The sequence below is a fragment of the Variovorax sp. GW531-E2 genome (assembly GCF_059423125.1).
Genome location: NZ_JBWKXQ010000040.1, coordinates 1 through 12,632 on the forward strand (window position 1 = coordinate 1; position 12,632 = coordinate 12,632).

13 protein-coding genes are annotated in these 12,632 nt (G+C 69.2%); 10 read left to right on the plus strand and 3 right to left on the minus strand.

Annotation, left to right across the window (positions count from 1 at the left end; genetic code table 11):
• Positions 1 to 100: 100 nt before the first annotated feature.
• The 4 genes from AC07XP_RS21360 (at position 101) to AC07XP_RS21375 (ending at position 4,045) form a co-directional block, all read left to right on the plus strand.
• Positions 101 to 1,810, plus strand: coding sequence for a putative 2-aminoethylphosphonate ABC transporter permease subunit (locus AC07XP_RS21360; RefSeq protein WP_495265800.1), 1,710 nt, complete (start codon positions 101 to 103; stop codon positions 1,808 to 1,810).
• On the plus strand, positions 1,810 to 2,943 hold the full coding sequence (locus tag AC07XP_RS21365) for a TIGR03364 family FAD-dependent oxidoreductase (protein ID WP_495265801.1): 1,134 nt from the start codon (positions 1,810 to 1,812) through the stop codon (positions 2,941 to 2,943). The genes AC07XP_RS21360 and AC07XP_RS21365 overlap by 1 nt, the downstream gene beginning before the upstream one ends.
• Positions 2,944 to 2,980: 37 nt before the next feature.
• Positions 2,981 to 3,814 (plus strand): phosphonoacetaldehyde hydrolase, encoded by an 834-nt coding sequence (phnX, locus tag AC07XP_RS21370; RefSeq protein ID WP_495265802.1) that lies wholly within the window; start codon positions 2,981 to 2,983, stop codon positions 3,812 to 3,814.
• An 81-nt stretch (positions 3,815 to 3,895) separates the two neighbouring features.
• Positions 3,896 to 4,045: a hypothetical protein gene (locus tag AC07XP_RS21375; protein ID WP_167394971.1), complete on the plus strand. Its 150-nt coding sequence runs from the start codon at positions 3,896 to 3,898 to the stop codon at positions 4,043 to 4,045.
• A gap of 40 nt (positions 4,046 to 4,085) precedes the next feature.
• Here the strand turns inward: AC07XP_RS21375 and AC07XP_RS21380 are convergent, their stop codons facing one another.
• Positions 4,086 to 4,538, minus strand: a complete 453-nt coding sequence (locus AC07XP_RS21380; RefSeq protein ID WP_495265803.1) for a GNAT family N-acetyltransferase — start codon at positions 4,536 to 4,538, stop codon at positions 4,086 to 4,088.
• Positions 4,539 to 4,636: 98 nt separating this feature from the next.
• Here AC07XP_RS21380 and AC07XP_RS21385 point away from each other — a divergent pair, with 98 nt between their 5' ends.
• On the plus strand, positions 4,637 to 5,905 hold the full coding sequence (locus AC07XP_RS21385; protein ID WP_495265804.1) for an MFS transporter: 1,269 nt from the start codon (positions 4,637 to 4,639) through the stop codon (positions 5,903 to 5,905).
• Between the two features lie 354 nt (positions 5,906 to 6,259).
• Here AC07XP_RS21385 and AC07XP_RS21390 read toward each other — a convergent pair whose 3' ends face one another.
• Positions 6,260 to 6,649: an energy transducer TonB gene (locus AC07XP_RS21390; RefSeq protein WP_495265805.1), complete on the minus strand. Its 390-nt coding sequence runs from the start codon at positions 6,647 to 6,649 to the stop codon at positions 6,260 to 6,262.
• A 224-nt stretch (positions 6,650 to 6,873) separates the two neighbouring features.
• On the opposite strand from AC07XP_RS21390, the gene AC07XP_RS21395 reads away from it, so the two are divergent.
• Complete coding sequence (locus tag AC07XP_RS21395; protein WP_495265806.1) at positions 6,874 to 7,296, plus strand: tripartite tricarboxylate transporter TctB family protein; 423 nt, start codon at positions 6,874 to 6,876, stop codon at positions 7,294 to 7,296.
• A 10-nt stretch (positions 7,297 to 7,306) separates the two neighbouring features.
• Positions 7,307 to 8,830 (plus strand): tripartite tricarboxylate transporter permease, encoded by a 1,524-nt coding sequence (locus AC07XP_RS21400; RefSeq protein ID WP_495265807.1) that lies wholly within the window; start codon positions 7,307 to 7,309, stop codon positions 8,828 to 8,830.
• A gap of 47 nt (positions 8,831 to 8,877) precedes the next feature.
• On the opposite strand, the gene AC07XP_RS21405 is transcribed toward AC07XP_RS21400, so the two are convergent.
• Positions 8,878 to 10,296, minus strand: coding sequence for an aminotransferase-like domain-containing protein (locus tag AC07XP_RS21405; protein ID WP_495265808.1), 1,419 nt, complete (start codon positions 10,294 to 10,296; stop codon positions 8,878 to 8,880).
• 99 nt (positions 10,297 to 10,395) lie between these two features.
• Between AC07XP_RS21405 and AC07XP_RS21410 the strand changes: the two genes are divergently transcribed.
• From AC07XP_RS21410 to AC07XP_RS21420, 3 genes are read left to right on the plus strand one after another with little or no spacing between them, the layout of a single operon-like run.
• Positions 10,396 to 10,584 (plus strand): DUF2970 domain-containing protein, encoded by a 189-nt coding sequence (locus tag AC07XP_RS21410; protein WP_056573062.1) that lies wholly within the window; start codon positions 10,396 to 10,398, stop codon positions 10,582 to 10,584.
• The gene (locus AC07XP_RS21415; protein WP_495265809.1) at positions 10,584 to 11,309 is read left to right on the plus strand and encodes a c-type cytochrome; all 726 of its coding nucleotides are present in this window, start codon (positions 10,584 to 10,586) and stop codon (positions 11,307 to 11,309) included. The genes AC07XP_RS21410 and AC07XP_RS21415 overlap by 1 nt, the downstream gene beginning before the upstream one ends.
• 7 nt (positions 11,310 to 11,316) lie before the next feature.
• Positions 11,317 to 12,615 carry a c-type cytochrome gene (locus AC07XP_RS21420; RefSeq protein WP_495265810.1) on the plus strand — a complete coding sequence of 433 codons (1,299 nt, stop codon included), beginning with the start codon at positions 11,317 to 11,319 and terminating at the stop codon, positions 12,613 to 12,615.
• The last annotated feature ends 17 nt before the right edge of the window (positions 12,616 to 12,632 follow it).

A 12,632-nucleotide genomic window follows, 5' to 3' on the forward strand; every position in this document is an offset into this window, starting at 1 on the left:
GAAATCAAGGAGGAGGGCGAAGCCCGGGGGACATTCGCGGAGGGAAGTACCCGGTGGCCTGTGCACGCGCCCTGAACAACGAAACCAAAACAAGAACAACATGAGCAGTTCCACAGAAGCCCTCGCCCCGATCGCGATCCCGCGTTCGAATCACTTCGACCGCGAACGCTGGCTCACCGGCGCCGCCGTGCTGCTCGTCGTGCTGCTGCTCGTCGTGATCGTCGCGCTCCCCGTCGGCGCGCTGGTCGGCCAGAGCTTCTACGACCGCGCAGGCAGCTTCGTCGGCCTGACCAACTTCGCGCGCTACCTCGAGAGCCCCGCGCTCGTTCAGTCTGCCTTCAACAGCGTGCTGCTCGCGGTGATCAGCGCCGTGCTGTGCACCGCCATCGCCTACGTGTACGCCTACGGCCTCACGCTCTCGTGCATGCCCGCCAAGGGCCTGCTGCGCGCCGTGGCGCTCATGCCGCTGCTGGCGCCCTCGCTGCTGCCGGCCATCAGCCTGATCTACCTGTTCGGCAACCAGGGCCTGTTCAAGGGGCTGCTGGGCGACCTGTCGATCTACGGCCCGCTGGGCATCGTGCTCGGCTCGGTGTTCTGGACGCTGCCGCATGCGCTGCTGATCCTCACCACCGCCATGGCCACGTCCGACGGGCGTTTGTACGAAGCCGCGCAGACCCTGGGCGCCTCGCGCTGGCGCATCTTCCGCACCGTCACGTTGCCGTCGTCGCGCTACGGCCTCATCGTGGCCGCGATGGTCGTGTTCGTGCTCGTCATCACCGACTTCGGCGTGCCCAAGGTCGTGGGCGGCCAGACCGGCGTGCTCGCGACCGACATCTACAAGCAGGTGGTCGGCCAGCAGAACTTCCAGATGGGCGCGGTGGTCGGCCTCGTGCTGCTGATTCCGGCCGTGCTGTCGTTCCTCGTCGAGCGGCGCGTGCGCCGCAAGCAGGCCGCGGCGCTGTCGGCGCGCGCCACGCCGTACCAACCCGAGCCGGTGAAGGCGCGCGACCGCGCACTGCTCGTGTTCTGCACGCTCACCGCCATCGCCATCGTCGTGATGATCGGCATGGCCGTGTTCGCCTCGCTCGCCAGCTACTGGCCCTACAAGCTCACACCGTCGCTGAAGAACTACGACTTCAGCAACATGGACGGCGGCGGCTGGGGCAGCTACGGCAACTCGCTGCGCCTGGCGCTGTGCGCGGCCGTGGCGGGCGCGCTCGCCACCTTCGTGTCGGCCTACTTCGTGGAGAAGCCACGCCACTTCGGCCTGCTGCGCGAGCTGCTGAACCTGCTGGCCAACCTGCCGCTCGCCGTGCCGGGGCTCGTGCTCGGCGTGGGCTACATCTTCTTCTTCAACTCGGCCGCGAACCCACTGCACGGGCTGTACGGCGGCATGGCGATCCTCGTGATCTGCACCGTGGCGCACTTCTTCTCGGTGGCGCACCTCACCTCGCTCACCGCGCTGCGCCAGCTCGACCGCGAGTACGAGCTGGTGTCCGAGTCGATGGGCGTGCCGTTCTGGCGCACGCTGTGGCGCGTGCACCTGCCGGTGGCGCTGCCCACGGTGCTCAACGTGGCCGGCTACTTCTTCGTCAACGCGATGACCACCGTGTCGGCCGTCGTGTTCCTCTATTCGCCGCAGACCACGCTGGCCGCCATCGCCGTGCTCAACATGGACGATGCCGGCGACGTGGCACCCGCCGCCGCCATGGCCTCGCTCATCATGCTCACGGCCGCCGTCGGCCGCGGCCTGTTCGCGCTGGCCGGGCACTGGGCGCTGAAGCGCACGCAAGCCTGGAGACAACGGTGATGAACCCCAGCATGTCCGTCGACAGCTTCGACGTGATCGTGGTCGGCGCCGGCATCGTCGGCTTGGCCCATGCCTACACCGCCGCGCAGCGCGGCCTGCGCGTGTGCGTGGTCGAGCGCGATGCCGCGTGCCTGGGCGCATCGATCCGCAACTTCGGCTTCATCACCGTCACCGGCCAGGCGCCGGGCGACATGTGGCGCCGCGCCATGCATTCGCGCGACGTGTGGCAGGCCATCGCGCCGCAGGCCGGTATCGACATCGTGCACCGCCACCTCTGGCTCGCGGCCTACCGGCCCGAGGCGCATGCCGTGCTCGAAGCCTTCCTGCGCACGCCGATGGCCGAGGCCTGCGCGCTCATCGACGCTGCCGACGCGCAGGAGCGCGCACCCGGGCTCAACCTGACGCAGGCGCGCTCGGTGCTGTTCAGCCCGCACGAGCTGCGCGTCGAATCGCGCACCGCCGTCGGCCTGCTCGCGCGCTGGCTGTCCGAGGTGCACGGCGTCGTGTTCCGCTTCGGCGAGGCGGTGCACGAGATCGAAACCCCGCGCGTGCGCACCTCGCGCGGCACCCTGCGCGGCGAGCGCGTGGTGGTCTGCACCAACACCGAGTTGCACGGCCTGTTCGCCGGCCGCATCGCCGCGCACGACCTCAGGCTGTGCCGCCTGCAGATGCTGCGCGTGCAGCCCGAAGCGGGCTTTCGGCTGCCGGGCGCGGTCATGACCGACCTGAGCCTGGTGCGCTACGAGGGCTACAGCAGCTTGCCCGAAGCGGCGGCGCTGCGCGCGCGGCTGATGCAGGAAGAGCGCGCCTCGCTCGACCACGGCATCCACCTCATCGTGGTGCAGAGCGCTGACGGCTCGCTGGTGGTCGGTGATTCGCACCACTACGGCGATGCGCCCGAACCCTTCGCCATCGAAGCGGTCGACCAGCTCATCCTGCGCCACCTGCGCAGCACGCTCAACCTCGAGACTGCGCAGGTCATCGAACGCTGGACCGGCGTGTACCCGTCGTCCAAGACCACGCCCTGCGTGATCGACGCGCCCGACGACGCCACGCGTGTGGTGCTGGTCACCAGCGGCAGCGGCGCGAGCACGGGCTTCGGCATTGCCGCCGACGTGTTCGACGCGTGGTGAGCACCGCCCCTTTCTTCGTCCTTCTTCTTCCCTCGCCATGAACGCCCATCCCCATGCCAGGCTGCAGGCCGTCGTCTTCGACTGGGCCGGCACCATCCTCGACTTCGGTTCCTGCGCGCCCATGGGCGCCTTCGTGAAGCTGTTCGCACAGTTCGGCATCGACATCACCATCGACGAGGCGCGCGCCCCGATGGGCATGGCCAAGTGGGACCACATCAAGGCCCTGGGCACGCAGCCGCGCATCGCCGCGCAGTGGGAAGCCAGGCACGGCCATGCTTTCAACGACGCCGACGTCGACCGCCTGTACGAGGTGTTCACGCCCATGAACGCCGCCAGCGTGCGCGACCACACCGACTTCATTCCGGGTGCGATCGAGGCCGTCCACGCGGCGCGCGAGCGCGGCCTGAAGATCGGCTCCACCACCGGCTACAACCGCCCGATCATGGAGGTCGTCACGCCCATCGCCGCGGCCGGCGGCTATGCGCCCGACAACCTCGTGTGCGCGGGCGACCTCGCGGCGGGCCGCCCGTCGCCGCTCATGATGTACCGCTGCTTCGCGGACCTCGGCGTGTGGCCGCCGCACGCCGTCGTCAAGGTCGACGACACCGGCGTGGGCCTGCAGGAGGGCCTCAACGCCGGCACCTGGGCCGTTGGCGTGTCGGTCAGCGGCAACGTCAACGGCCTGACGCTGGCCGAATGGCAGGCGCTCGACGCCGACAGCCAGCAGGCCCGCCGCGCCCGCGCCACCGCCGAGCTGCAGGCCGCCGGCGCGCACTACGTGATCGACAGCGTGGCCGACCTGCCGAACGTGCTCGAAGACATCGAGCGCCGCCTGCAGGCCGGCGAGCGGCCGGAAGTCCTTTTGCGCTGAAGCAGAAAGCTCGCTTTACCGACGGTGGCTGGCGCTGCCGTCCGACTTGACGCGTCACTTCGCGGGCTTAGCATGCGCCGCATGCGAAGCACAGCCTTTGTTCTTCTGCTCTGTCTCGGCCTGCTGACCGCGGCCTGCGACGGCAAGCGCAAGCCCGGCATTCCGATGCCGAAGGCCTTCTTGTCGTCGAGCGTCGTGGTGGTGATGGCACCTGCGCCGTTCGTGGGTTGAGGCTGCCGGAGCGTTCAGCGCACCGGCCGCGGCGAACGTCTCAGGACGGGACGTACGCCAGCACTTCATCGCCCGCTGCATCGAATTCGCCCGTGGGCTTCCAGCCCAGGTGCCGGTAGAACCCGTGCGAGCGCACCTGCGGGTCGGGCGAACAGCCCAGGAAGAGCTGCTGGAAGCCGAGCCGCACGAACGCCTCGACCATCCGCTCGAGCAGCGCCTTGCCGATGCCCCGGCCTTCGTACGCCGGCAGCAGCGCCAGCACAGCGATCTCGCCGGTGTCCCGCTCGCCGAAGCAATAGCCCGCCAGCTCGCCGTCGACGAGCGCAACGTAGCCGGGCAGGGAACCGTCGGCGATGCCGGCCTGCCAGCTTTCGAGGGTGATGCCGAGCGCCTCGAGCTCGTCGACCGAGAAGGCGTTCTCTCGCGTGCGGCCTCGCAGGTCGAGGCACGCGGGTGTGTCTTCAGGCACGGCCTGTCTGTAGGTGATGGGCATGCGTTGGGTTCTCGAGGGCACGCGCAGCAAGCGGCGCGGCCTTCCGCGAGAATGCCACACGACATGCGCCGCCCGATGCATGCGTGGAGACAAGAAGAATGAAGACGACCCCAGAGACACCCATCGTCCACCAGCCCGACTCGCGCTACGCCATGGTGCGCCTGGCGCTCACGTTGCTGGTCATGACGGTCGGCAGCAGCGGCATGTACGTGGTGTCGGTCATGCTGCCCGCCGTGCAGGCCGAGTTCGGCGTGGCGCGCGCCGATGCCTCCATGCCCTACACGCTGCTGATGCTGGGCTTCGGTTTCGGCGGCGTGCTCATGGGCAAGCTGGCCGACCGCATCGGCGTGATGAAGCCGCTGCTGATGGGCTCGGTCTTCCTGGCCGCCGGCTACATCGCCACGGGCCTGTCGCAAGGCATCGTGTCCTTCACCATCGCGCAGGCGCTGCTGGTCGGCCTGCTCGGCAGCTCGGTGGCCTTTGCGCCGCTGGTGGCCGATACCTCGCTGTGGTTCGTCAAGCGGCGCGGCATCGCGGTGGCGGTGTGCGCCAGCGGCAACTACCTCGCGGGCGCGGTGTGGCCGCCCATCGCGCAGCACTTCGTCGAGCAGGTGGGCTGGCGCCAGACCTACATCGGCATGGGCATCTTCTGCGGCGTGACGATGGCGCTGCTGGCGCTCTTCTTCCGCGCGCGGCCACCGGCACTGGCCGAGGTGGCGCCGGCGTCGCAGGTGGCGGGCAGCACCCTGGTGCGCGACATGACACGGCCCTTCGGCCTGAGCATGGGCACGGCGCAGGGCCTGCTGTGCGTGGCGGGCGTGGCCTGCTGCGTGGCGATGGCGATGCCGCAGGTGCACATCGTGGCCTACTGCGGCGACCTGGGCTACGGCCCGGCGCAGGGCGCGATGATGCTGTCGCTGATGCTGGGCTTCGGCATCGTGAGCCGGCTGGTGTCGGGCGCCATCTGCGACCGCATCGGCGGGCTGCGCACGCTGATGCTGGGCGGCGTGCTGCAGTGCGTGGCGCTGCTGCTGTTCCTGCCCTTCGACGGGCTGGTGCCGCTGTACGTGATCTCGGCGCTGTTCGGCCTGTTCCAGGGCGGCATCGTGCCCTCGTACGCGATCATCGTGCGCGAGCACTTTCCGCCCAAGGAAGCCGGCGCGCGCGTGGGCACGGTGCTGATGTTCACGCTGTTCGGCATGGCGCTGGGCGGCTGGATGTCGGGCAAGGTGTTCGACCTGACGGGCAGCTACCACGCGGCCTTCCTGAACGGCATCGGCTGGAACCTGGTGAACGTGAGCATCGCGGCGTTCCTGCTGTTCAGGGTGCGCCGGATGCGGCGGGGTGGGGTGGCGGTGGCTGCTTGAAGTTGCCCGTCCGGCCCCGGGCGAAGGTCACAACATGCGTTGCTTCGAGCGAAGGAACAGACGGGCCAGCAGTCCGCCAACGACGGCACCACCGGTAGCAAAAGCGTAGAGCTCGCGATCGTCAAGCCATGGGGGCGCCAGGACAAACTTCAGAAGCGTTGCGACGACACAAAACCCGAAAAAGGCGCCGACGCCTCCATACACGCGAGCGTCCATGGAGTCCGTGGTTTTTCGATAGGCCTCCGAGTGCCCCAGGGCCTCGTGGATCAACGTAGTGCCGCATCGGATGCAGCGAACGTCTGTCGCTGCGTTGAGATGATTGCAAGTGGGGCATGACATCGTGCTTCGTCCCTCCTAGTTGAACGTCGGCTGCTGCGGCGGCGACGTGATGAAGAACCGGATCGGCACTTCCCGCCACACCACCGTGCCGTCGTCCGGCGTCGGCTTGAAACGCCACGTGCGAACGGTCTCGACGGCCGAGCGGTCCAGCCGTGTGTGGCCGCTCGACTCTTTCACCTCGACGCTCGCCGGCAGGCCGGCCGGCGTGGTGCGCACGCGCAGCAGCACCATGCCTTGCTCCCCGTTCATCCGCGATTCGGCCGGGTAGGGCGCGTTCGGGTTGGGGGGCTGCGGCGACCATTCGCCGGGCGCCGGCGGCGGCGGTGCCGCGCAGGCGGCGAGCAGCGCGGCGGTGGTGGCGACCGCCAGGAGCGCGTGTCGGGGAGCATGGCGTGGTGTCTTCATCGGTGTTCCGCAATCCTTCGCAAGGAGGCCCCGCGCATTGTGACCCGGGCGCGTTCACCGCCTTCGCGCCCGGTACGTAGTTCCCCTCGCGGCTGCGTCAGATTCCGATCAGCTTGCAAAAAGAGCATCGATCCGTCCGGCGACTCCCTCCGGACGGAGACACGCCCGCACCGGTTTTTCCAGTCGCGGGCGCATTCGAATCACAACACTCCGTGAGCGTATGAATGAAAAATAGAAACCTTGTCAGAGGTCTGTTCCTCATGGCGATCGCGCTGGGCTTCGGCCTGACCGCGCTGCGCTATCCCATCGGCGACTTCAGCCGGGCGGGGCCGGGCCTGTTCCCCGTGATGGTGAGCAGCCTGCTGCTGCTGATCGGCGTGGCCACGGTGGTCCGGTCGTTCGTGGTGGCGCCGGTGACGCTGGACCTGAACTTCAAGAACATCGGGCTCATCCTGTCGAGCCTGTGCGGGTTCGCGCTGATCTCGATGTACGTGAACATGATCGCGGGCATCGTCTTCATGGTGTTCTGTTCGGCCTTCGCGGGCAGCGCCAACTCGTGGCTGCGCAACGTGAAGATCTCGGCGGGCCTGATCGCCATGGCGCTGGCGCTGCAGAAGCTGCTCGGCCTGAACCTGCTGCTGTTCTGAGGCCACGACCATGACGGAAGTTTTGAACAACCTGGCGTTCGGTTTCTCGCACGCCCTGACACTGCACAACCTGATGTACTGCGCCATCGGCTGCACGGTGGGCACGCTGGTCGGCCTGCTGCCGGGCCTGGGGCCGCTGGCCACCATCAGCCTGCTGCTGCCGCTGACGTATTCGATTCCCACCACCGGCGCGCTGATCATGCTGGCCGGCATCTACTACGGTGCGCAGTACGGCGACAGCGTGAGCGCGATCACGATGAAGATCCCGCACGCCAGCAGCATCGTGGCCTGCATCGACGGCTACGCGATGACGCTCAAGGGCAAGACGGGCCTGGCGCTGTTCACGGCGGGCTTCTCCAGCTTCATCGGCGGCACGGTCGCGATCCTGGTGCTGTCGTTCCTGGCGCCGACGCTGGGCGAGGTGGCCTTCCTGTTCGGCCCGGCGGACTACGTCGCGATGATGCTGGTGGGCTTCGTGTGCGTGAGCTTCGTGACCACGGGCAGCCTGCTGAACGGGCTGGCGATGTGCATGATCGGCGTGCTGCTGGGCACCATCGGCACCGACGTGAACAGCGGCATGGCGCGCTTCACGATGGACATGCCGTTCCTGACCGACGGCGTGGGCATCGTGAGCATTGCGCTGGGCTGCTTCGGCATCGCCGAGATCACCAAGAACCTCGACTCGCGCGAGGAGCGCTCGCCCTTCAACGGCAAGATCAACCTCATCCCGACCTGGGCGGAGTTCAAGCGGATCATTCCCAGCGCGCTGCGCGGCAGCGTGGTCGGCTCCATCCTGGGCATCCTGCCTGGCGGCGGCCCGACCATTGCGCAGTTCGCGGCGTACGCGCTGGACAAGAAGGTCAGCAAGTACAAGCACGAGATCGGCACCGGCTGCATCGAGGGCGTGGCCGGCCAGGCGGCGGCCGACGAGGCGGCGGCGCGCACGAGCTTCATTCCGCTCATGAGCATCGGCATTCCCGAGAACGCGGTGATGGCGCTGATGCTGGCGGCCTTCATCATCAAGGGCATCCAGCCGGGCCCGAACATGATCGCCAGCCACCCCGAGCTGTTCTGGGGCCTGGTGGCCAGCATGTGGATCGGCAACGTGTTCCTGCTGGTGCTGAACGTGCCGCTGGTGCGCTACTGGCTCTCGGTGTTCAAGATCCCGTACAGCGTGCTGTTCCCGTCGATCTTGTTCTTCTGCTGCATCGGCACCTACAGCGTGAACAACAACCTGCAGGACGTGTTCATCACCGCTGCGTTCGGCTTCATGGGCTACATGTTCATGCGGCTGGAGCTCGACGCCGCGCCGCTCATGCTCGGCTTCATCCTCGGGCCGATGCTCGAGGAGAACTTCCGCCGCGCGATGCTGCTCAGCCGCGGCGGCTTCGGCACCTTCGTGTCGCGGCCCATCAGCGGCACGCTGCTGGGGCTGATCGCGATCTTCGTGGTGTGGCAGCTGGTGGCGTTCGTGCTGCAGGCACGCAAGAAGAGCGGGGCGCCGGCGCCGGTGGCGCTGGAACCGCAAGAGTAGCTCGACAGGCCCGCACAACGCCCGCCCCTTCGGCGGGCGTTGTCGTTTCAGCTCGCTTCGGCCACCAGCCGCCCGAGCGTCTGCAAGGCCTGCTCGCTGTGCGCGTCCCACGCGTGGCCGTAGTTCAGCCGCAGGCAGTTCGAGAACGCACGCGTGGCCGAGAAGATCGGGCCGGGCGCGACGCTGATGCCGCGCTCCAGCGCCAGGCGATGTATCTCCAGCGCATCCACCTGCGCCGGCAGCTCGACCCATAGGAAGTACCCGCCCAGCGGCCGCGTGGCGCGCGTGCCCGCCGGGAAGTAGTGCCCCACGGCCTGCGTGAAGCTGGCCTGTTGCATCGCCAGCGTCTGGCGCAGCTTGCGCAGGTGCTTGTCGAAGCCGCCCTTCTCGAGGTAGTCGGCCAGCGCCAGCTGTGCGGGCACCGAGGTGCTGAGCGTGGTCGTGAGCTTCTGGCGCGCCACCTTGCGCGCGAAGCGCCCGGCCGAGGCCCAGCCGATGCGGTAGCCGGGCGCAAGGCTTTTCGAGAACGACGAGCAGTGCAGCACCAGCCCCTGCGTGTCGAAGGCCTTGGCCGGCGGCGGGCGGCGCTCGCCGAAGTAGAGCTCGGCGTACACGTCGTCTTCGATCAGCGGCAGTTCGTGGCGCGCGAGCAGTTCGACCAGCGCCTTCTTCTTCGCGTCGGGCATGAGGCTGCCCAGCGGGTTCTGGAAGGTGGTCATGAGCCAGCAGGCGGTCGGCTTGTGGGCGGCGATGGCCTGCGCGAGCGCGTCGAGGTCGATGCCTTCGCCCGGGTGCGTGGGCACCTCGATGGCGCGCAGGCCCATGCGTTCGAGCGCCTGCAGCGCGGCATAGAAGGTGGGCGACTCGACGATCACCGCGTCGCCCGGCCGCGTCACGGCCGAGAGGCACAGGTTGAGCGCCTCGAGTGCGCCATTGGTGACCACGATCTCCTCGGCCGGCACCGGCAGGCCGTCGGCCAGGTAGCGCAGCGCGATCTGCCGGCGCAGGGTCGCGCTGCCGGGCGTGAGGTCGTCCACGGTGCGCCACGGGTCGAGCGCCTTGGCGCTGGCCGCCATGAACTGGCCCAGCCGCGCCAGCGGAAACAGCAGCGGGCTCGGAAAGGCCGAGCCGAAGGGCACGACCTGGCGCGACATGCTGGCTTCGAGGATGTCGAACACCTGGTCGCTCACCTCGAGCGCGCGCGGGCCTTCGGCGGGGCGCGAGGTCAGGGTGGTCTCGGGCGGCGCGTCGCGCAGGCCGCCGCCGGCCACGTAGTAGCCCGAGCGGTCGCGCGCGCGCACCAGCCCGCGCGCCTCCAGCAGGTAGTAGGCTTGGAACACGGTGGAGGCGCTCACGCCGCGGCTGCTGCCCGTGTGGCGCACGGAGGGCAGGCGGTCGCCGGTCTTGAGGGTGCCGTTGCGGATCGAGGCCTCGATGTCCGAGGCCAGGGCTTCATAACGCTTCATCGGTGGGCCGTTGTCATTCGCGGGGACTCTAATCTGATATGGTGAATCGAGCTGGATCTGCATCTGTTTTTTTTGACCCGTTTGCGCGACAGTGGACCCATGTTCAATCTGATGCGCGCGGTGCGCGCCGTACTCTGGAGCTTCATCGGGCTGGGCGGCCGCCGGGCCGACGCCGACAAGCGGACCGCCCAACTGGGCATCCTGCCGCTGATCGGCGTGGGGCTGTGCATGGCCCTGCTGCTGATCGCGGGCCTGTTGGCCCTGGCGCATTTCGCGGCAGGCACGTGATGAAGGCCGTGCTCCACCGGGCCGCGCTGGCCCTGGCGCTGCTGTTGCCGCTCGCGCCTGCGATGACGCGCGCAGCCACCACCACCGTGCCCGACACCATCGAGCAGCGCGTGGCCGCCTGCATCGCCTGCCACGGGCGCGAGGGCGCGACCACCAACGCCGGCTTCTTCCCGCGCCTGGCGGGCAAGCCGGCGGGCTACCTGTTCAACCAGCTCGTGAGTTTTCGCGACGGGCGCCGCTTCAACAGCGACATGACCTACATGGTCCAGCACCTGTCGGACGACTACCTGCGCGAGATGGCCGAGTACTTCGCCAACCTGTCGCTGCCGTACGCGGCGATCTCGCCGCAGAGCGACGCCTCGCCCGAGCAGCTGCGGCGCGGCCGCCAGCTGGCGCTCGAAGGCGACGCCGCGCGCCAGATCCCGGCCTGCGTGCAGTGCCACGGCGCCGCGCTCACGGGCGTGCAGCCGGCCATTCCGGGCCTGCTGGGCCTGCCGCGGCTGTATGTGTCGTCGCAGCTCGGCGCCTGGCTCGCCAAGGAGCGCCATGCGCCCGCGCCTGACTGCATGGCGCAGATCGGCCAGCGCATGACCACCGCCGACATCAACGCCGTGGCCAGCTGGCTGGCCGTGCAACCGATGCCGGCCGACACCCGCCCGGCGGCCTCGCTGCCCGCACCGCTGCCCGTGACCTGCGGCGGCATGCCGACCGCAGCGAAACCCTGAGAACCCGATGACCGCGCGACTGAGACATTTCGGCTGGGCCCTGCTGGGCCTGGTCACCCTGGCGGCCGTGCTGGCCGGCGTCGTGCTGGCGCTGAACCTGCGCGGCGAAGACCCGCTGCCCGAACACGCCGAAGCCTTCGACGCCACGCCGCAACTGGTCGAGCGCGGGCGCTACCTCGCGTTGGCGGGCAACTGCGCCGGCTGCCACACCACGCGCGGCGGCCAGCCCTATGCGGGCGGCGTGCCGCTCGAAACGCCGTTCGGCACCATCTACGCGACCAACCTCACACCCGATGCGACGCACGGCATCGGCGGCTGGAGCAGCGCGCATTTCTGGCGCGCCATGCACAACGGCCGCAGCAAGGACGGGCGCCTGCTGTACCCGGCCTTCCCGTACCCGAACTTCACGCAGGTCACGCGCGAAGACTCCGACGCCCTCTACGCCTACCTGCGCAGCGTGGCGCCCGCCACCACGGAAAACAAGGCGCACCGCCTGCGCTTCCCGTACGACACGCAGGCCGCGCTCGCGGTGTGGCGCGCGCTCTCGTTCAAGCCGCAGCCCTTCGTGGCGAACGCGAACAAGCCGGCCGAATGGAACCGCGGCGCCTACCTCGTGGGCGGGCTGGGCCATTGCATCGCCTGCCACGGCAGCCGCAACTCGCTGGGCGCGACCGAAACCAAGCTGGGGCTCTCGGGCGGCCTGATCGCGGTGGAGAACTGGTACGCACCCTCGCTGGCCGATCCGCACGAAGCCGGCGTGGCCGACTGGCCCGCGGCCGACGTCGTGGCGCTGCTCAAGAGTGGCACCGCCCCGCGCGGCTCGGTGATGGGCCCGATGGCCGACGTCGTGTTCCGCAGCACGCAGTACCTGAGCGACGCCGACCTGGGCGCGATGGCCATCTACCTGAAGGACCTGCCCGAGGCCGTGAAGAAGGACGCCCCCGAAGCAACCAAGGCCCCGGCCGCGCCGGTGCGGCGCGACGCCGGCGCCATGGTGCGCGGCGCCAAGATCTACGACCAGCGCTGCGCCTACTGCCACGGCGACCAGGGCCAGGGCGCGGCCGGCGCCTACCCGCCGCTCGCGGGCAACCGCGCGGTGACGATGGCGCGGCCCACCAACCTGATCCAGGTGGTCGCGCACGGCGGCTTCCTGCCCGCCACGGCCGGCAACCCGCGCCCCTACGGCATGCCGCCGTTCGGGCACGCGCTCGACGCCACCGAGGTGGCCGAGGTGCTCACCTACATCCGCGGGTCGTGGGGCAACAACGCCGCGCCGGTCACGCAGCTGGACACGATGCGCCGCTGACGCGCAGGGCGCACCGC